We start from the raw sequence: 18,535 nt of genomic DNA, 5'->3' as shown, positions 1-18,535 counted from the left end.
CATCCGCCCAAGCACGAGACGTTCGACCTGACCGCCCGCACCAATACCGATCCGAAGGGCATCGTGCGGGCCGTCGACGAGTACGTCGTGCGCCCGTGGGGCCTGTACGTGGCCCGGCCCACCCCGGGCCGGGCGCAGTTCCATTACCTCGAATCGTGGCTGCTGCCCGCGTTGGGCCTGCGGGCCACCGTCTTTCACTTCAACGCCGGGCACGAACGCGACCACGACTACTACCTCGACGTCGGCGACTACACGCCGGGCCCGGCGGTGTGGCGCTCCGAGGACCACTACCTCGACATCGAGGTGCGCACCGGCGCCGGGGCGGAACTCACCGACGTCGACGAGCTGTTCGAGGCCGTGCGCCACGGCCTGCTCACCCCCGAGGTCGCCGAGCGCGCGGTGCGGCGCGCGGTGGCCGCCGTGGACGGGTTGGCCCGCAACGGCTATGACCTTTCGCGGTGGCTCGGCGCCGACGGCATGGACTTGACCTGGCTCAGGTCAACGGCAGTTTGAGAAACGGTGTGGTCGTCGGCTGGGCGGAACCAGCCCCCGGTTCGGCCGTGAGCGCCAGCACGGTGCTGTCCCCGAGGTGGGGCAACACGGCGGTGGTGGACGCCTTGACGGTGTCGGCGCCCATGGTGCCCGCCGGACGCGGCCCGGTCTGGTCGATCAGCCACATCTCGTAGACGGTGTCGGGGTGTGGGGGGGCGACGTTGTTCAGCACGATCACCGCCGCGTCACGATGCCGGGAGAACACGACGGTTGCGGTGCCGCCGGCCGGGAGTTCCGCGGTCGCGGTGCGAACGTCCGGCGCGGCGAACACGTCTTGGGCCGTCGACGGTGTCGGGGCCGGGCGCAACGCCACGGTGATGCCGGTGGCGATCACCGCGGCCACCACCGCGGCCGCGGCCGCCAATGCCGCTGCGCGCCAACGGCTCCGGCGGACACGGGAGGAACCGACCGTCGCCAGCACCCGGGCGCGCAGCGCCGGCGGCGGGTCCAGCTCGGTGTGCGCCGACACGACCGCCATCGCCTCGCGGACCGCCCGCACCTCGGCGTGGAACGCCTCCGCGACCGGCGGCGGCGCGGCGGCCACCCGGCGCTCGATGTCCGCGCGTTCGCCGTCGGAGACGGCGTCCAGGGCGTAGGCGGTGGCCAGATCGAGCAGGGTGAAATCGGACGGATCAGTCATGGCACATCCAAGCAACGACGTAGTTTGCGCAACGCATCCCGCATCCGCGACTTGATCGTCGAGGGGTTCTGCGCGAGCCGCGCGGAAACCTCGGCATAGGTCAGCCCCTGGTAGTAGGCCAGTTCGATGCACTGGCGCTGGTCCTCGGTCAATCCGTCCAGGCAGGCGACCACCCGGTCGCGCTCGTCGCGGGCCATCGCCGCGTCGGCGACGACGTCGCGGTCGCGTTCGACATCGCTTGCACCGTAACGTGATTCGCGGTCGGTCGCGGCCTGTTCGGACCGGACCCGATCGACGGCCCGGCGGTGCGCCAGCGACAAGATCCAGGCCACCGCGCTGCCCGCCACCGGATTGTAGGCGGAGGCGTTGCGCCACAGCTGCAGATAGATTTCCTGGGTCGTTTCCTCGCTGTACCCAGGATCGCGCAGAATTCGGAACACCAACCCGAACACCCTGGCGCGAGTCTGGTCATAGAGCTGCGCGAAGGCGTCGCCGTCGCCCGCGGCTACCCGGCGCAACAACGCGTCGAGCTCGCCGCCCGCGCGCGCCGAACTACCCATGGCGCGATAGCGTAACGACTCGCGGCGCGCCGCCTGTACGCACGCCGACCTACCGTCCGCCACGACCTCCATATCTGGTATTCGGGGCCGACAGCGTCGCGGACGCGCGAGACACCGGATCATCGCCAAAGTGGCGGACCGTGGCGGACCGCACCCAATTTCCGTCCGCGGCACCATCGTTTCCGAATGACTGCTGTCCGGCCAAAACCGGCGGCACGAGGCCGCCCATGACTAAGGAGTCGAACGCGATGACAAACGCTCGGGCCAAGACGGTGGCCGCCACGGGGCTGGCGGCAACCGCACTGCTAGTCGGGTTGTCGGGATGTTCCGGCAACAAGTCGGCGTCCGCGCCGACCACCAGCGGCCCGGCCAGCAGCATGGCCGCACCCGCCTCGACGTCGGCCGCCGCCGATCCCGCCGCCGACCTCGTCGGTCCGGGTTGCGCCGACTACGCAAAGCAGAACCCCACCGGTCCGGGCTCGGTGGCGGGCATGGCGCAGGATCCGGTCGCCACCGCGGCGTCGAACAACCCGATGCTCACCACGTTGACGTCGGCGCTGTCGGGCAAGCTCAACCCGAACGTGAACCTCGTCGACACCCTCAACAACGGTCAGTACACCGTGTTCGCGCCGACCAACGCCGCGTTCGACAAGCTTCCCGCGGCGACCATCGACAAGCTGAAGACCGATGCGCCGATGCTGAAAAGCATCCTGACCTATCACGTCGTGCAGGGGCAGACGAGCCCGAACAAGATCGACGGCACCCACCCGACCCTGCAGGGCGCCACCGTCAACGTGACCGGACAGGGCGCCGGCCTCAAGTTCAACGACGCCGGCCTGGTGTGCGGCGGCGTGCACACCGCCAACGCGACGGTGTACATGATCGACACCGTGCTGATGCCTCCGGGCCAGTAGGTCCCGCGGTGCACGTGTCGTGTTGACTCTGGCACTGATCGGTTTTGTCGGAGGGTTGATCACCGGCGTATCGCCGTGCATTCTGCCGGTGCTGCCGGTGATCTTCTTTTCCGGCGCCCAGGACGCGGGCGGCGACGATGCGGCCGCGGCGAAACATTCGCTGCGGCGACGGTTGCGGCCCTATCGCGTGATCGGTGGGCTCGTTCTCAGCTTCGCCCTGGTCACCCTGGTGGGATCGACGCTGCTGTCGCTGCTCGGCCTGCCGCAGGACGCCATCCGCTGGATCGCGCTGGCGGCCCTGGTCGCGATCGGGTTGGGCCTGATCTTCCCCAGGGTCGAGCGGCTCCTGGAGCGGCCCTTCGCGCGCATCCCGCAGAAGCAAGTCGGCAACCGCGGCAACGGTTTCGGCGTCGGCCTGGCGCTGGGCGTGCTCTACGTTCCGTGCGCCGGACCCGTCCTGGCCGCGATCGTGGTGGCCGGCGCGACCGCCACGATCGGGCCGGGCACCGTCGTGCTCACGTGCGCGTTCGCCATCGGAGCCGCCCTGCCGCTGCTGTGTTTCGCGCTGGCGGGTCGACGGGTGGCACAGCGCGTGACCGCCTTTCGGCGTCGACAGCGCGAAATTCGCGTCGCCGCAGGGATGGTCACGATCGTGCTGGCGGTGGCCCTGGTTTTCAACCTGCCCGCATTGCTACAACAGGCGATTCCCGACTACACCGCCCCGCTGCAGGACAAGCTCGCCGGCGATAGCCGGGTCCGGGAAAAGCTCAACCTGGGCGGCATCGTCAACGATCAGAACGCTCAGCTGTCCAACTGCAGCAACGCCGCCCAAAGCCTGGAAGACTGCGGCCCGGCGCCGGATCTCAAGGGCATCGCCGGGTGGCTGAACACGCCCGGCGGCCAACCCATCGACCTGAAATCGCTGCGCGGCAAGGTCGTGCTGATCGACTTCTGGGCGTACTCGTGCATCAACTGCCAACGCGCCATCCCCCACGTCGTCGGCTGGTACCGCGCGTACCACCAGCACAACTTCGAAGTCATCGGCGTGCACACCCCCGAGTACGCCTTCGAAAAAGTGCCCGGCAACGTCGCCAAGGGTGCCGCCGACCTCGGCATCACCTATCCGATCGCGCTCGACAACGGCTACTCCACCTGGACCAACTACCGCAATCGGTATTGGCCCGCGGAGTACCTGATCGACGCGGACGGAACCGTGCGGCACATCAAGTTCGGCGAAGGCGACTACAACCTCACCGAGCGGCTGATCAGACAGCTGATCGCCCGGGCCAACCCCAGCGCGTCGCTGCCCCCTCCGGTGGACGCGACCGATGCCACCCCGCAGCACCAGACCACGCCCGAGACGTACCTCGCCGTCGGCAAGGTCGTCAACTACGGCGGCGGCGGTCAATACGACGAGGGCTCAACGACATTCGACTATCCCCCGAACCTCGCCGCCGACAGCTTCGCGCTGCGCGGCCCGTGGTCCCTGGACTACCAGGGCGCGACGGCCGACAGCGACCGGTCGAGCATCAAACTCAACTACCACGCCCAAAACGTCTACGTCGTCGTCGGCGGCACCGGCACGCTTACCGTGTCGCGGGACGGGCGATCCACCACGCTGCCCATCGACGGGCCACCGACGTCACACCAGATCGTCGCCGACCACCATCCCGAAGCCGCAAGCCTGGAAATACGCCCCAGCAAAGGACTTCAGGTGTTTTCGTTCACCTACGGCTGATCATCGCCGATTGCCGCCGCGCGCAATCCAGAAGGGGTGCGGCTCCGAATCCCCGATGTCACCTACGACGACAAAGGAGCGGAACGCGATGAAACTGGACAAGAAGGCAACGGCGGCGGCGGGTCTCGCCGCGGTGACCATGATGGGTTTCGCGATCAGCGCGGCCCCGGCGGCCACGGCCGCCGACCTGGTGGGACCGGGCTGCGCCGACTACGCCAACGCACACCCCAGCGGCCCGGCCTCGGTGCAGGGAATGTCGCAGGTGCCCGTGGCGGAGGCGGCGTCCAACAACCCGATGCTGACCACCCTGACGTCCGCGGTGTCCGGCCGGCTCAACCCGCAGGTCAACCTCGTCGACACCCTCGACAACGGTCAGTACACGGTGTTCGCACCGACCGACGACGCGTTCAACAAGCTGCCGCCGTCGACGATCGACCAACTGAAGACCGACTCCGCGATGCTCACCAAGATCCTCACCTACCACGTAGTGCAGGGCCAGCTCAGCCCGGCGAAGGTAATCGGCAGCCACCAGACGCTGCAGGGCGCCGGCGTGACGGTCAACGGCCAGGGCAACCGCCTGAACGTGAACACCGCCGGCGTGGTGTGCGGTGGGGTCCCCACCGCGAATGCGACGGTCTACATGATCGACACGGTGCTGATGCCGCCGGCGTAGCGGTGTCGGTAGCCCGATACCTGGGTAACCTGACGCCTATGTCCGACCGGCGACCCGACTTCGCCGGTCTGCCGCGCGCGGTGCGCGAGGCGCTGCACGACGAGCCGGTGCCCGACTGGCGTTCCCCCACCCTGGCCACCTTGACCGAGAAGCGCTTCTCCGACCCGGACTGGATCTTCGAGAGCAAGTTCGACGGGATGCGCTGCCTGGCCTTTCGCGACGGCGGCCGGGTGCGGCTGCTGTCGCGAAATCGCCTGCCGCTCAACGGTACCTACCCCGAGCTGGTCGACGCGCTGGGCGCCCAGCGCACCGCCCGGTTCGTGGTGGACGGCGAGGTGGTGGCGTTCGAGGGACGCCGCACTAGCTTCGCCCGGCTGCAGGGACGCCTGGGCATCACCGACCCCGAGGTCGCCCGCGCGTCACCGGTGCGCGTGTTCTACTACGTGTTCGACCTGCTGCACCTGGACGGGAAGTCGACCGTCGACGTGCCGCTGCTGTGGCGAAAGCGGCTGCTGCGCAAGGCGATCGAGTTCGAAGATCCGCTGCGATTCGCGCCGCACCGCCGCGAGGACGGCGTCACGGCCTACCGCACGGCATGCGAGCGCGGCGACGAGGGCGTGATCGCCAAGCTGGCCGACTCGGGCTACGACGGCCGCCGCTCGCCGAACTGGTTGAAGTTCAAATGCGTCCGCGACCAGGAATTCGTCGTCGGCGGCTACACCGGTCCCAAAGGCAGCCGGATCGAGCTGGGCGCGCTGCTGCTGGGCTACCACGACGGCCGCGACCTCGTCTACGCCGGCAAGGTGGGAACCGGTTTCGACGAAGCCACGCTGCGCCGCCTGCACGAGTCGCTGTCGCCCCTCGAGCAGGGGTCGACGCCGTTCACCCGGGGCCTGGTGCGCGAGAACGGCGCCCGCTGGGTGCGGCCGGAGCTGGTGGTCGAGGTCGGGTTCAGCGAGTGGACGTGCGACGGCAGGCTGCGCCATCCGCGCTACCTCGGCCTGCGCACCGACAAGGATCCCGCCGACGTGGTGCGGGAGACGCGCTGATGGCGCCGAGGGTCGAGATCAGCCACCCCGACCGCGTGGTGTTCCCGGCGGACGGGATCACCAAGGGCGAACTCGCCGACTACTACGCCGACGTCGCCGACAGCATGCTGCCGCACCTGCGGGGCAGGGCGCTCACCGTGCAGCGGTTCCCCCGCGGCATCGGCGAAAAGGGGTTCGTCCAACAGGATTTCGCCGATTCGCTGCCGGACTGGATGAGCGGCGTCGAGGTGGACAAAGAGGGCGGCACACTGGTCCACCCGGTGGCCGACAGCCCCCAGGCGTTGCGGTGGCTGGCCAACCAGAGCTGCGTGACCCTGCACGTGTGGCAGTCGCGGCGCGACCGGCTGCACCACCCCGACCGGCTGGTCTTCGACCTCGACCCGTCCGACAGCGACTTCGCCGTCGTGCGGGCGACCGCCCGCACCGTGGCCGGGCTGCTCGACGACCTCGGGCTGGCGTGTTACGTGCAGACCACCGGGTCGCGCGGCCTGCACGTGGTGACGCCGGTGCGCCCCGGCGCCGACTTCGACACGGCCCGGCAGTTCGCCCGCGACCTCGCCGAGGTGGTGGCGGCCGACGACCCCGCACACCGCACCGTCGAGGCCCGCAAGGGCAAGCGCGGCACCCGCGTCTATCTCGACATCATGCGGAACGCCTACGCGCAGACCGCCGTTGCGCCGTATTCGGTGCGGGCCCGCGCGGGTGCGCCGGTGGCCACCCCGCTGGAGTGGGACGAGCTCGACGCGCGCGGCCTGCGCGCCGACCGGTTCACCATCCGCGATCTGCCCAAGCGTCTTGCCGGGCAACGTGACCCGTGGGCCGGCATGTACCGGCACGCCCGCTCGCTGGCCGGTCCGGCGCGGCGCCTGGCGAAGCTTCGTGCCTGAACTGCCCGACGTCGAGGGGTTCCGGCGCGCGCTGGCCGGCACGCTGCCGGGCCGCCGGATCCTGCGCGTGCGGGTGCGCGACCCCGGCATCCTGCGCAATACCACCGCCGCGGCGCTGGGCCGGCGGCTCACGGGCCGGCGCTTCGATCACCCGCGCCGGCATGGCAAGTGGCTGATCCTGCCGACGGACGGCCCGACACTGCTGGTGCACAGCGGGATGACGGGCCACCCGTACTACGCGGCCGAAGCCGCCGACCGCGAGCCGTTCGAGCGGCTGGTGCTCGAGCTGGACCGGGGCGAGCTGCGCTACGCCGACCTGCGCAAGCTGCGCGGGGTGTGGCTGGCCGACGACGACAACGACGTCGCGCACGTGACGGGGCCGCAGGGTCCCGACGCGCTGGGCCTCGGGCTGCGGGCGTTCCGTGACGTGCTGAGGGGGCGGCGGGGCCGGCTCAAGCCCACCCTGATGGACCAGTCGGTGGTCGCGGGCCTGGGCAACCTGCTCACCGACGAGATCTGCTGGCGCGCCCGCGTTTCGCCGACCCGGCCGGTCGCGGACCTGAGCCCCGACGACGTCGGCCGCCTGCACCGCGCGATGACCGGCGTGCTGCGCACGTCGGTGCGCCACGGCCGGGTGCCCGGGCTGCCGCGGTGGCTGACCCGGGTGCGCGACGAACCGGACCCGTCCTGCCCGCGCTGCGGTGCCCGCCTCGCGCACGGCCGGATCGGCGGCCGGACATCGCTGTGGTGTCCGCGCTGTCAATCCGAGCGCCAGTCCGAGTAATCTCGGCAGTTATGAGCCCCAGCAACCACAAGTGGATCGCGATAGCCGCCCTGACCGCCATCGCGGCCGGTTCCCAGCTAAGCCCGGCGACCGCGCGGGCGGAGCTGCACAACATCACCTACCGCGCCCGGATCGACGGGATGACCACCGGCAGCCAGGCCACGTTCGTGATCAACGGCGGCCAGACGAACACGGCCGGGCTGGGCACGATGCCCGGCAACGTCTTCGAGGCCGACACCGTGCTGCCCGACCCCCAGCAGGCCGGCATGCGGATCGTGGTGCATTGGCCGTACTCGGCGAACGTGCACTGCGAGATCGACGTGGACGACAACGTTTTCGTCCAGGTCGACCAGGTCGTTCGGCCCGCCCCCGGAAACGCGGGCCCGCAGAACGGTGTGCTGCCGTGCGGGGCGCCGCTGCCGGGCTAGGCGTGGCCGGTCACGGCCGCCACCCGGTTGCGTCCGCCCATTCCCACGCGCGCCGGTAGGCGTCGGCAAACCACGGCTCCTTTGCGGCCACATACGCCGAAATGTCGCCGCCCGCAGCCTCTTCGGCCGCACGCTTGACGGCCAGGTAGTCGGCGCGGGCGTCGGCGTCGGCCGCCAGCCAATCCACGAACAGCAGCGCGAACCGCTGATTGGGCCAGCCGTCCAACCGAATGTGCACGTTGGTCGGCCGGCCCGGGTCCGCCGAGGCGTGAATCCGCTTGCCCCACAGGGCAGGATCGCCGCCCTTGGCGACGTCGCCCGTGATGCGCTCGATGCGGGGATAGCCGGCCGCCAGCAGCGGCTCGGCGAGTTCGTCGGCCGCGTCGAGCGACTCGACGGTGACCTGGACGTCGATGACATCCTTGCTCGGGAGATCCGGCACGGCCGTCGAACCGATGTGGTCGACCCGCAGCGCGCGGTGGCCGCACGCGGTCTTCACCCGGTTGACGATGCGCAGCGCCTGCTCCGGCCAGGCCGAGTCGGGCGGCACCAATCGCGCGGGCGCCGCGGCGACCTCGTGTGCGGACAAGTTGTGCGCGAACGGCACGATGCGGTCGTCCCACACCTCACGTGCCCGCTCGACCAACTCCTCCTGGCTGCCGGAGTTGTCCAGCCAGATGTCGGCGACCGCGCGGCGCTGCTCGTCGCCGGCCTGCGCGGCCATCCGGGCGCGCGCGTCCTCCTCGGGCATGCCGCGCTGGTCGACCAGCCGCCGCAGCCGCACCTCGACGTCGGCGTGCACGATGACCACGAGCGGGAACAGCGGCGCCATCCCGGATTCCACCAGCAGCGGAATGTCCTCCACCACAACCGAATCCGGTGCCACTGACGCGATGATCTCCGCGCGACGCTTGCCGACCAGCGGGTGGACGATCCCGTTGAGCACGCCGCGCGTGTCGTCGTCGCGAAACGCCTTGGCGGCCAACGCCGGCCGGTCCAGCGCGCCGTCGGGAAGCAGGATGTCGCTGCCGAACGCGTCGACCAGCGCCTTGAGCCCTTCGGTGCCCGGCTCGACCACCTCGCGCGCGATGACGTCGCCGTCGACGATGACCGCACCGCACTTCGCGAAGGTGGCCGACAGCGCCGACTTGCCGGCGCCGATGCCGCCGGTCAACCCGATGCGCAGCATCAGTAAGCGCTATTAGGCGTTGCCGGCGAGCTTTTCGCGCAGGGCGGCCAATTGCGCGTCGCTGGCCAGCGAACCGCCCGCCGCCTTCTCCGACGACGTGCCGTTGGCCGGCGACGACTCACCGGCGGCGTGCGCCTCCGACTCAGCCGCGGCGAACTTCTCCATCTGCGCGGTGTGCATCTTGTGCCGCCGCTCGGCCTCGGCGTAGCGGGCTTCCCACTCCTGGCGCTGCGCGTCGAAGCCCTCGAGCCACTCGTTGGTCTCGGAGTCGAAGCCCTCGGGGAAGATGTAGTTGCCCTGCTCGTCGTAGCTGTCGGCCATGCCGTACTTCGCCGGGTCGAATTCCTCGGTGTAGTCCTCGTTGGCCTGCTTGAGCGACAACGAGATCCGGCGACGCTCCAGGTCGATGTCGATGACCTTGACCATCGCGTCGTCGCCCACCGCGACCACCTGGTCGGGCACCTCGACGTGGCGCTCGGCCAGCTCGGAGATGTGCACCAGACCCTCGATGCCCTCCTCGACGCGGACGAACGCGCCGAACGGAACCAGCTTGGTGACCTTGCCCGGCACGATCTGGCCGATGGCGTGGGTGCGGGCGAAGTGCCGCCACGGGTCTTCCTGGGTTGCCTTGAGCGACAACGACACCCGCTCGCGGTCCATGTCGACGTCGAGCACCTCGACAGTGACCTCGTCGCCCACCTGGACCACCTCGGACGGGTGGTCGATGTGCTTCCAACTCAGCTCGGAGACGTGCACCAGGCCGTCCACCCCGCCGAGGTCGACGAACGCGCCGAAGTTGACGATCGAGGAGACCACACCCTTGCGGATGCTGCCCTTCTGCAGCTGGTTGAGGAACTCGCTGCGCACCTCGGACTGGGTCTGCTCCAGCCAGGCGCGGCGGCTCAGGACCACGTTGTTGCGGTTCTTGTCCAACTCGATGATCTTGGCCTCGATCTCCTTGCCGATGTACGGCTGCAGATCGCGCACCCGGCGCATCTCGACCAGCGAGGCGGGCAGGAAGCCGCGCAACCCGATGTCGAGGATCAGGCCACCCTTGACCACCTCGATGACGGTGCCCTTGACGGCCTCGTCCTTCTCCTTGAGCGCCTCGATGGTGCCCCAGGCGCGCTCGTACTGGGCGCGCTTCTTGGACAGGATCAGCCGGCCCTCTTTGTCCTCCTTGGTGAGAACCAGGGCCTCGACCTCGTCACCGACGGAAACGACCTCGTTGGGGTCGACGTCGTGCTTGATGGAGAGCTCGCGGGCGGGGATGACCCCTTCGGTCTTGTAGCCGATGTCGAGGAGCACCTCGTCCCGGTCCACTTTGACGATCGTGCCCTCGACGATGTCGCCATCGTTGAAATACTTGATCGTTTTGTCTATTGCGGCGAGAAAGTCCTCGCTCGAGCCAATGTCGTTGACGGCTACTTGGGGCGAGGTGACGGCGGGACTCGGCATGTTGTTGGGTTGCTCCGGACAGGTTGGGTCGTAGGGACAAATCGGGATTTACCCATCGAGGCTACTCGACATGGCACAACCTGGACAAACCGGCCAACCACCGAGGCGATGTCGCCGCGACGTCCGCCCGTCAAAACTTGGCGATCAGCACTACTCCGCACACCAGCAAAACTCCGCCGAGGCCCCGCAACGGGGTGATCGGATGCGGGTCCACCCGCAACCAGCCAAAGTGATCGATTGCCAGCGACATGAGGAGCGCCGACGAGACGGTGAAACCCATGAACGCGCCCGCCCCGACCCGGTTGACCAGCGTGAGGCCGGCGTAGACCTGGACGGCCCCGACCAGGCCGCCGATCACGGCCCACCAGGGCATCGACGCGACGTCCTTGGCCGTGGGCAGCGGTTTCGGCCACACCAGGAACGCGATAACGAAGAAAACGGTGACCACGACGAACGAGATCGCCGATGCCAGCCACGGGTTGACCATGTGCCGGTAAAGCTGACCGTTCATGGCGGCCCCGCAGGTCTGCAGCGCGCCGCCCAGGACGATGACGGGGATGATCCAGCCGGCGTTCACGAAACTCCTGACTATGGGGCACACACGTGGTCGTGTGCGTTTTGCCCCGGGGCCGGCCGCCGCAAACCCCCCGCACGCCGCAGATACCGCGACCGCGCTTGACCGGGCGCATGGTCAGTGCGCCGCCGCGTCCCAGCTGCGGCCGTAGCCCACCGATACCTCCAGCGGGACGTCGAGCGGATAGGCGCCGCCCATCTTGTCGCGCACCAGCTTTTCGAGCCGTTCGCGCTCGCCGGGCGCGATCTCGAACAGCAGCTCGTCGTGCACCTGCAGCAGCATGCGCGAGGCCAGCCCGGCCTCCGTGATCGCCTTGTCGACCTCGATCATCGCCACCTTGATGAGGTCGGCGGCGCTGCCCTGGATGGGCGCGTTGAGCGCGGCCCGCTCGGCGGCCTCGCGCACCTGGCGGTTGCTGCTGTCCAGCTCGGGCAGGTAGCGCCGCCGGCCCAGCACCGTTTCGGTGTAGCCGTCCTTGCGGGCCTGCTCGACGACGTCCATCAGGTAGTCGCGCACCCCGCCGAACCGGGCGAAGTAGGCGTCCATCTGCTCCTTCGCCTCTTCGGTGGAGATCTTGAGCTGCTGCGACAGCCCGTAGGCGCTCAGCCCGTAGGCCAGCCCGTACGACATCGCCTTGACCCGGCGCCGCAGCTCGGCGGTGACCTCCTCGATCGGCACGCCGAACGCCCGCGAGGCGACGAACGAGTGCAGGTCCTCCCCCGTGTTGAAGGCTTCGATGAGGCCCTCGTCGCGGGACAGGTGGGCCATGATGCGCATCTCGATCTGGCTGTAGTCGGCCGTCATCAGCTCGCTGTAGCCGTCGCCGACGACGAACGCGTCGCGGATCCGCCGGCCCGCCTCGGTGCGGATCGGAATGTTCTGCAGGTTCGGCTCGGTCGACGACAGCCGGCCCGTGGCCGCGATGGTCTGGTTGAACGTGGTGTGGATGCGCCCGTCGGAGGCCACCGAGTTCAGCAGCCCGTCGACGGTGACCTTGAGCCGCGTGACGTCGCGGTGGGTGAGCAGGTGCTGCAGGAACGGGTGGCCGGTCTTGTCGAAAAGACTCTGCAGGGCGTCGGCGTCGGTGGTGTAGCCGGTCTTGGTGCGCTTGGTCTTCGGCATCTCCAGCTCGTCGAAGAGCACCGTCTGCAATTGCTTGGGCGAGCCCAGGTTGATCTGCTTGCCGATCACCGCGTAGGCCGCCTCGGCCGCGTCGCGGATCTGGTGGGCGAAATCGCTTTGTAGCTCGCCGAGCAACTCCAGATCCACTGCGATGCCGGCGTTTTCCATGCCCGCCAGCACCCGCTGCACCGGCAGCTCCATGCCGGATAGCAGCGACGTGGAGTTGATGCGGGCCAGCTCCTCGTCGAGCGCGTCGGCCAGGTCCAGCACCGCGACGGCCCGCAGGATCAGCGTCTGCACCGCCTGGTCGTCGATGCCCTCGGTGTCGTCGAGCAGCGAAAGCTGTTGCTGCTCAGGGTTTTCGGCGCGCAGCTCGCGGCGCAGGTAGCGCAGCGACAGGTCGTCGAGGGAGAAGCTGCGCTGCCCCGGACGCACCAGGTAGGCCGCCAGCGCGGTGTCGGAGGTGATGCCGTTCAGCGTCCAGCCCCGCCCTGCCAGGTCGTGCATCGCCAGCTTGGCCTCGTGCAGCGCCTTGGGCGGCCCCGGGTCGGCCAGCCATGATGCCAGCGCCGCCTCGTCGTCGGGATCCAGCGCCGAGGTGTCGAGGTAGCGGCCGTCGCCGTCGGCGGAGACGATGGCCAGCGCGGTGGCGTCGGCGTCGTAGGCCAGGTGGGTGCCGACGACGGCCAGGCCGAAGCGCCGCCCCGAGCTGTGCTCGGCCAGCCACGCGGCCAGCTCCCCGGCCTCGAGCGCGCCGCCGCGCACGTCGAAACCCGCGTCGACCTCGGGCTCGACGGCGGCCAGGGTCTCGAACAGCCGGTCGCGCAGCACCCGGAACTCGAGGTCGTCGAACAGGCGGTGGATCTGGTCGCGGTCCCACGGCAGCAGCCGCAGCGTGTCCGGGGTCTGCGCCAGCGGCACGTCCTTGACCAGGTCGGTGAGCTCGCGGTTGCGGATGACGCCGGCCAGGTTCGCCCGCAGCGCGTCGCCCACCTTGCCGCGCACCGAATCCACGTTGTCGACCAGGCTTTGCAGGGAGCCGTATTCGGCGATCCACTTCGACGCGGTCTTCTCCCCGACCCCAGGAATGCCGGGCAGGTTGTCGCTGGGATCGCCGCGCAGGGCGGCGAAGTCGGGGTACTGCTTGGGGGTCAGCCCGTATTTCTCGACGACGGCCTCGGGGGTGAACCGGGTCAGCTCGCTGACGCCCTTGCGCGGGTACAGCACGGTCACGTCGTCGCTGACCAGCTGCAGGGAGTCGCGGTCCCCGGTGACCACCAGCACGCGGTAGCCCTCGTTCTCCGCCTGGGTGGCCAGGGTGGCGATCAGGTCGTCGGCCTCGAAGCCCTGCTCGGAGAGCACCGTGATGCCCAGCGCGTTGAGCACTTCCTTGGTGATGTCGATCTGCCCGTGGAACTCGTCGGGCGTCGACGACCGGTTGGCCTTGTACTCCGGGTAGCGCTCGGATCGGAACGTCTGCCGCGAGACGTCGAACGCCGCCGCGATGTGCGTCGGCGCCTCGTCGCGCAGCAGGTTGATCAGCATGGCGGTGAATCCGTAGACCGCGTTGGTGGTCAGGCCGCCGCGGGTCTTGAAGTTCTCGGCGGGCAGCGCGTAGAACGCCCGGAACGCCAGCGAGTTGCCGTCCAGCAGCATCAGGGTCGGCTTGGTTTCTTGCGCGGGGGCGATCGGCACGGGTTTCACTCTAAGCACTCGGTGTGACGCGCTTCCGCCGTCAACGGAACTGCAACACGTTTCAGTTTTGTGGCCGCGCTGGGTAGGCTGGCCCGGTGCCAGAGGTCACCAGCCCACAGCCCGCGATCGACGGTTGGTTCGCCGCCGATGACGCCGGAAACCCGCATCTGATCGGCGCCAAATGCCCGCAGTGCGGCACCTACGTCTTCCCGCCGCGGGAGAACAACTGCCCCAACCCGGGCTGCGCCAACGACGCGCTCGAGTCGGTCGCGCTGTCGACGCGGGGCACGCTGTGGAGTTACACCGAAAACCGGTACGCACCACCGCCGCCCTACCCCTCGCCGGACCCGTTCGAGCCGTTCGCCGTCGCCGCGGTCTCGCTGGCCGACGAGGGACTGATCGTGCTGGGCAAGGTGGTCGAGGGCACGCTGGCCGCCGACCTCAAGGTCGGCATGGAGATGGAGCTGACCACCATGCCGCTGTTCACCGACGACGACGGCGTCGTGCGCGTCGTGCACGCATGGAAGGTCTCCTCATGAGCGCGCCCGAACCGCTGTACATCCTCGGCGCCGGGATGCACCCCTGGGGCAAGTGGGGGCGCGACTTCACCGAGTACGGCGTCGTGGCCGCCCGCGCCGCCCTGGCCGAGGCCGGCCTGGACTGGCGCCAGATCCAGCTGGTCGCCGGCGCGGACACCATCCGCAACGGCTACCCCGGGTTCGTCGCGGGCGCCACGTTCGCGCAGAAGCTGGGCTGGAACGGGATTCCGGTCAGCTCAAGCTATGCCGCGTGCGCCAGCGGCTCGCAGGCCCTGCAGAGCGCGCGGGCCCACATCCTGGCCGGCTTCTGCGACGTCGCGCTGGTGATCGGCGCCGACACCACGCCCAAGGGTTTCTTCGCGCCGGTCGGGGGCGAACGTAAGAATGACCCCGACTGGCAGCGGTTCCATCTGATCGGCGCGACCAACACGGTGTACTTCGCGCTGCTGGCTCGGCGGCGGATGGACCTCTACGGCGCCACGCTCGAGGACTTCGCTCAGGTCAAGGTCAAGAACTCCCGGCACGGCCTGAACAACCCGAATGCCCGCTACCGCAAGGAGAATTCGATCGACGACGTGCTGGCCAGCCCCGTCGTCTCGGATCCGCTTCGGCTGCTTGACATCTGCGCGACGTCCGACGGTGCGGCCGCGCTGATCGTGGCGAGCAAGTCGTTCGCCGAGAAGCACCTGGGCTCGGTGGCGGGCGTGCCGTCGGTGCGCGCGATCAGCACGGTCACCCCGCGCTACCCCCAGCATCTGCCCGAATTGCCTGACATCGCAACGGATTCCACCGCGGCGGTGCCGGCGCCCGACCGGGTGTTCAAGGACCAGATCCTCGACGCCGCCTACGCCGAGGCGGGCATCGGGCCCGAGGACCTGAGCCTGGCCGAGGTCTACGACCTGTCCACGGCTTTGGAGCTCGACTGGTACGAGCACCTGGGGCTGTGCGGTAAGGGCGAGGCCGAGTCGTTGCTGCGCAGCGGCGCCACCGCGATCGGCGGCCGGATCCCGGTCAACCCGTCGGGCGGGCTGGCCTGCTTCGGCGAGGCCATCCCCGCGCAGGCCATCGCGCAGGTGTGCGAGCTGACGTGGCAGCTGCGCGGTCAGGCCACCGGCCGGCAGGTGGAGAACGCCACCGTCGGCGTCACGGCCAACCAGGGCCTGTTCGGTCACGGCTCGTCGGTGATCGTCGCGCGCTAGTTCTTTCCGGGCGCGAGCGCCCGCAAATGTACGCACTTGACGGCGTGTCGGCGTACAGACGCGGCCGCTCGCGGCTATTCGGCGGGGGTGTCGAGAGTTTCCAGGACGACCTCGGCCACGCGCTTCATGGTGGTCCGCCGGTCCATCGCCGCACGCTGGATCCACTTGAACGCCTCGGGCTCGGTCATGCCTTGCTTGGTCTGCAGCACGCCCTTGGCGCGTTCGACCAGCTTGCGGGTCTCCAGCCGGTCGGACAACGTCGCCACCTCGCGCTCCAGCTCGCTGATCTCGCTGAAGCGGCTGACGGCCAGCTCGATGGCCGGGATCAGGTCGCTGATGGTGAACGGCTTCACCAGGTACGCCATCGCGCCGGCGTCGCGGGCCCGCTCGACCAGGTCGCGCTGGCTGAACGCGGTCAGCACCACGATCGGCGCGATGCGCTTGCTGGCGATCTCCGAGGCCGCGTCGATCCCGTCGCGGCGGGGCATCTTCACGTCCATGATCACCAGGTCCGGCTTATGACGCTCGGCCAGCTCGACGGCCTCCTGCCCGTCGCCGGCCTCGCCGACGATTTCGTAACCCTCCTCCCGGAGCATCTCCGCCAGGTCCATGCGGATGAGCGCTTCGTCTTCGGCGATCAGGACCCGGCGCTGTACAGCGGCGTCGGTGTCGGTCGTGGGGCCTGCCATGACCGACATTGTGTCGTGGGCGGCTGTGGCCAGGAACCCCGGGGGCTTCATCTAAGGTGGGAGGCCGGATCGAGCCCTCGTATCCCAACTGGCAGAGGAAACGGATTCAAAACCCGTACAGTGTGAGTTCGAATCTCACCGAGGGCACCGCGCGGGTACGAGCAAAAGTATCCCGGCTTGTGCCACCCGCATACCCGGTCAAGCTACCGAATTGTGGTCTGGCCGTCGGGATTCAGCTAGGAAAACTCCGCGGCAAGCGTACGGTCGCCTGAACGGAGACTTCCACGACAGCAAGGCCCTCACCAACGCAATCGGCGTTGTCGGGGACCAAGCCCCCCGCGTCAACGTCCTCGCCAGCAAACGCGTGAATCATGACAGATTGTCCGCGTGCGTTTCATCCCCGCGCCGACCGCGGGAACCCATCTAGCCAACCAGCGGAAGAACGATGCAATATTGAGTCGTGGACGCGCTTAGTGCGTAGCCGAATGTGAGCGTGCCGCCGTTCCCAGGGCCATCGTCGATGAGAAGCGCCAGCGTACGAATGGAGTTTTCCGCGACGTTTGTATCGCTGAGTCCCGTTGCTGAAGTCGCGTTGGCGTTAGTTCCGCCGTACTACGGGCCGATGCGTGTTGGAATTGCGCGCAATAGACTGCGATCGCCGGTTGCCGTAATCATGGACCCTTCGCCCGGACTCCCGCTGAAAACGACATCAAAGCTTCTTCATTCTTTCCCGTTTTGGGAGCAATAGACGTACGCGCTGCCCAGATCAGGGGCCCACCACCTTGGACAGATAGTGCGGCGTAGATGATCCCGATCCAGAATTCAGCCCATCCACGGCCGGTACCGAGATCACCGAGATCACCGAGCGCGGAGGAGGCCGGGACGACGATTTCGGCCGATAGAACGCTAACTCACTAGCCCAAAAGTCTATATATGAAGCGGCTACGAGAACCGTAGCATCCGCATTAACGAAGACGTAGCATCATCCGGTATGAATGCCGTGCTCCGAGCCGCCACCAAGAAGTTGGCTGCGGCGTTAGCTGGTGCCTTGGCGATGCTGGCCAGCGCATTAGTTGGTAGTGCTGCAGTTCGTGCGGACGATCAATGCATTCGTATGCCGGAGTATTTCGACCTGATTCCGACCGGTGTGACTAGGCAAATCTGTACGCACCCAGACGGCAGCTACACGGTATGCCGGTACGGCGGCTTCCTGGGTCAGGGGCAGTGCACAGATTGGCCGGCTCAGCCAGGGCCGCCGCCCGGTATCCCAACAGGACCGCCGCTGATCCCACCACTAGGACCACCGCCGCCGCCTTAATTGGCACTGATGTTTTGTTCTATTGCCCGACGCGTGTTTGAATTGCGGGCAATAGACTGCGATCGCGGCGCCCACGAGGTATTCCACTTTTGCGGGTCGGCCAAGCTGTCACCTGACCCGTACGCTTGGCCTAGGTTGAGAATTTCGGCTCCGATCAAACCCAGCGAACGACTGGTTGTCTCGATTTCCGTGCACACACCCGGCCTGTCCCAATGAGCGTGGATGCGTCGTGTCCGGTTATGCCTTGGTTGGCGAGGAGCGACATGAATTCTTGATCGGAGTAATCCGCGTGTGCGATCCCAGCGGAAGGGAGCGGTAAAGACAGAACGCTGCTGGCCGCCGCAAGTATTGATTTCCACAAGGTTCCTTCCACGCTTCCAGCGTTCTCAGGCCCCCGTGTTTGGTCGCCAATCTGCGCCGGCGCAGGCGTTTCTGCAAGTACACCACGATGGCTACCGTGGCCAGCAAGATGCCACGGCACCCTATTCGGATGGTTCGAGCCGACATATTGCGAAACGTCAGTTCAA

Annotated in this window: 17 protein-coding genes and 1 tRNA gene; 11 read left to right on the top strand and 7 right to left on the bottom strand. The window is 68.4% G+C overall.

What is annotated here, in order from left to right:
* The first annotated feature begins 63 nt into the window (after positions 1-63).
* The gene (locus AC5Y4Z_RS02805; protein ID WP_499960735.1) at positions 64-513 is read left to right on the top strand and encodes a ribonuclease FAU-1 family protein; all 450 of its coding nucleotides are present in this window, start codon (positions 64-66) and stop codon (positions 511-513) included.
* Here the strand turns inward: AC5Y4Z_RS02805 and AC5Y4Z_RS02800 are convergent.
* Together AC5Y4Z_RS02800 and sigK are read right to left on the bottom strand one after the other, a co-directional pair.
* A complete protein-coding gene (locus AC5Y4Z_RS02800) occupies positions 494-1,192 on the bottom strand; it encodes an anti-sigma factor (protein WP_499960733.1) in 699 nt (232 codons plus the stop codon). The genes AC5Y4Z_RS02805 and AC5Y4Z_RS02800 overlap by 20 nt on opposite strands.
* Positions 1,189-1,752: an ECF RNA polymerase sigma factor SigK gene (gene sigK / locus AC5Y4Z_RS02795; protein WP_499960732.1), complete on the bottom strand. Its 564-nt coding sequence runs from the start codon at positions 1,750-1,752 to the stop codon at positions 1,189-1,191. The genes AC5Y4Z_RS02800 and sigK overlap by 4 nt, the downstream gene beginning before the upstream one ends.
* 248 nt (positions 1,753-2,000) lie before the next feature.
* Between sigK and AC5Y4Z_RS02790 the strand changes: the two genes are divergently transcribed.
* Genes AC5Y4Z_RS02790 through AC5Y4Z_RS02760 form a run of 7 tightly spaced genes read left to right on the top strand, consistent with a single transcriptional unit; the run spans position 2,001 to position 8,225 of the window.
* The gene (locus AC5Y4Z_RS02790) at positions 2,001-2,666 is read left to right on the top strand and encodes a fasciclin domain-containing protein (protein WP_499960731.1); all 666 of its coding nucleotides are present in this window, start codon (positions 2,001-2,003) and stop codon (positions 2,664-2,666) included.
* 19 nt (positions 2,667-2,685) lie between these two features.
* A complete protein-coding gene (locus AC5Y4Z_RS02785) occupies positions 2,686-4,404 on the top strand; it encodes a cytochrome c biogenesis protein DipZ (RefSeq protein ID WP_499960730.1) in 1,719 nt (572 codons plus the stop codon).
* Positions 4,405-4,459: 55 nt separating this feature from the next.
* Positions 4,460-5,077: a fasciclin domain-containing protein gene (locus AC5Y4Z_RS02780; protein ID WP_499960729.1), complete on the top strand. Its 618-nt coding sequence runs from the start codon at positions 4,460-4,462 to the stop codon at positions 5,075-5,077.
* Between the two features lie 38 nt (positions 5,078-5,115).
* A complete protein-coding gene (gene ligD / locus AC5Y4Z_RS02775) occupies positions 5,116-6,126 on the top strand; it encodes a non-homologous end-joining DNA ligase (RefSeq protein ID WP_499960728.1) in 1,011 nt (336 codons plus the stop codon).
* Entirely contained in the window at positions 6,126-7,013 is an 888-nt protein-coding gene (gene ligD, locus AC5Y4Z_RS02770; RefSeq protein ID WP_499960727.1) for a non-homologous end-joining DNA ligase, read from the top strand. Before ligD (AC5Y4Z_RS02775) ends, ligD (AC5Y4Z_RS02770) begins: the two co-directional genes overlap by 1 nt.
* The gene (locus tag AC5Y4Z_RS02765; protein WP_499960726.1) at positions 7,006-7,797 is read left to right on the top strand and encodes an Fpg/Nei family DNA glycosylase; all 792 of its coding nucleotides are present in this window, start codon (positions 7,006-7,008) and stop codon (positions 7,795-7,797) included. The genes ligD (AC5Y4Z_RS02770) and AC5Y4Z_RS02765 overlap by 8 nt, the downstream gene beginning before the upstream one ends.
* An 11-nt stretch (positions 7,798-7,808) precedes the next feature.
* Positions 7,809-8,225, top strand: coding sequence for a hypothetical protein (locus AC5Y4Z_RS02760; protein ID WP_499960725.1), 417 nt, complete (start codon positions 7,809-7,811; stop codon positions 8,223-8,225).
* 10 nt (positions 8,226-8,235) lie between these two features.
* On the opposite strand, the gene coaE is transcribed toward AC5Y4Z_RS02760, so the two are convergent.
* The 4 genes from coaE to polA form a co-directional block, all read right to left on the bottom strand.
* Entirely contained in the window at positions 8,236-9,414 is a 1,179-nt protein-coding gene (coaE, locus tag AC5Y4Z_RS02755) for a dephospho-CoA kinase (protein ID WP_499960724.1), read from the bottom strand.
* Positions 9,415-9,426: 12 nt separating this feature from the next.
* On the bottom strand, positions 9,427-10,872 hold the full coding sequence (gene rpsA, locus AC5Y4Z_RS02750) for a 30S ribosomal protein S1 (RefSeq protein WP_499960722.1): 1,446 nt from the start codon (positions 10,870-10,872) through the stop codon (positions 9,427-9,429).
* A 130-nt stretch (positions 10,873-11,002) separates the two neighbouring features.
* Complete coding sequence (locus tag AC5Y4Z_RS02745; RefSeq protein ID WP_499960720.1) at positions 11,003-11,449, bottom strand: DMT family transporter; 447 nt, start codon at positions 11,447-11,449, stop codon at positions 11,003-11,005.
* 114 nt (positions 11,450-11,563) lie between these two features.
* Positions 11,564-14,224, bottom strand: coding sequence for a DNA polymerase I (gene polA, locus AC5Y4Z_RS02740; protein ID WP_499960928.1), 2,661 nt, complete (start codon positions 14,222-14,224; stop codon positions 11,564-11,566).
* Between the two features lie 134 nt (positions 14,225-14,358).
* On the opposite strand from polA, the gene AC5Y4Z_RS02735 reads away from it, so the two are divergent.
* The gene (locus AC5Y4Z_RS02735) at positions 14,359-14,802 is read left to right on the top strand and encodes a Zn-ribbon domain-containing OB-fold protein (protein ID WP_499960719.1); all 444 of its coding nucleotides are present in this window, start codon (positions 14,359-14,361) and stop codon (positions 14,800-14,802) included.
* On the top strand, positions 14,799-16,001 hold the full coding sequence (locus AC5Y4Z_RS02730; RefSeq protein ID WP_499960718.1) for a lipid-transfer protein: 1,203 nt from the start codon (positions 14,799-14,801) through the stop codon (positions 15,999-16,001). Before AC5Y4Z_RS02735 ends, AC5Y4Z_RS02730 begins: the two co-directional genes overlap by 4 nt.
* Positions 16,002-16,075: 74 nt before the next feature.
* Here AC5Y4Z_RS02730 and AC5Y4Z_RS02725 read toward each other — a convergent pair whose 3' ends face one another.
* Positions 16,076-16,690: an ANTAR domain-containing response regulator gene (locus AC5Y4Z_RS02725; protein ID WP_499960716.1), complete on the bottom strand. Its 615-nt coding sequence runs from the start codon at positions 16,688-16,690 to the stop codon at positions 16,076-16,078.
* A 73-nt stretch (positions 16,691-16,763) separates the two neighbouring features.
* Between AC5Y4Z_RS02725 and AC5Y4Z_RS02720 the strand changes: the two genes are divergently transcribed.
* Positions 16,764-16,837: transfer RNA gene (locus AC5Y4Z_RS02720), tRNA-Leu, on the top strand.
* Positions 16,838-18,535 lie beyond the last annotated feature (1,698 nt).

It is taken from the genome of Mycobacterium sp. NGS63 (assembly GCF_059812295.1).
Note: the sequence above shows the minus strand (reverse complement) of the source record. Positions and strands in the feature narration are given on the sequence as shown.

Excerpts from the sequence above, each read along its gene's own strand:
- AC5Y4Z_RS02800 (WP_499960733.1), bottom strand. The coding sequence starts at position 1,192 with ATGACTGATCCGTCCGATTTCACCCTGCTCGATCTGGCCACCGCCTAC.
- sigK (WP_499960732.1), bottom strand. The coding sequence starts at position 1,752 with ATGGGTAGTTCGGCGCGCGCGGGCGGCGAGCTCGACGCGTTGTTGCGC.
- AC5Y4Z_RS02790 (WP_499960731.1), top strand. The coding sequence starts at position 2,001 with ATGACAAACGCTCGGGCCAAGACGGTGGCCGCCACGGGGCTGGCGGCA.
- AC5Y4Z_RS02780 (WP_499960729.1), top strand. The coding sequence starts at position 4,460 with ATGTCACCTACGACGACAAAGGAGCGGAACGCGATGAAACTGGACAAG.
- ligD (WP_499960728.1), top strand. The coding sequence starts at position 5,116 with ATGTCCGACCGGCGACCCGACTTCGCCGGTCTGCCGCGCGCGGTGCGC.
- ligD (WP_499960727.1), top strand. The coding sequence starts at position 6,126 with ATGGCGCCGAGGGTCGAGATCAGCCACCCCGACCGCGTGGTGTTCCCG.
- AC5Y4Z_RS02760 (WP_499960725.1), top strand. The coding sequence starts at position 7,809 with ATGAGCCCCAGCAACCACAAGTGGATCGCGATAGCCGCCCTGACCGCC.
- coaE (WP_499960724.1), bottom strand. The coding sequence starts at position 9,414 with ATGCTGCGCATCGGGTTGACCGGCGGCATCGGCGCCGGCAAGTCGGCG.
- rpsA (WP_499960722.1), bottom strand. The coding sequence starts at position 10,872 with ATGCCGAGTCCCGCCGTCACCTCGCCCCAAGTAGCCGTCAACGACATT.
- polA (WP_499960928.1), bottom strand. The coding sequence starts at position 14,224 with ATGCTGCTGGACGGCAACTCGCTGGCGTTCCGGGCGTTCTACGCGCTG.
- AC5Y4Z_RS02730 (WP_499960718.1), top strand. The coding sequence starts at position 14,799 with ATGAGCGCGCCCGAACCGCTGTACATCCTCGGCGCCGGGATGCACCCC.
- AC5Y4Z_RS02725 (WP_499960716.1), bottom strand. The coding sequence starts at position 16,690 with ATGGCAGGCCCCACGACCGACACCGACGCCGCTGTACAGCGCCGGGTC.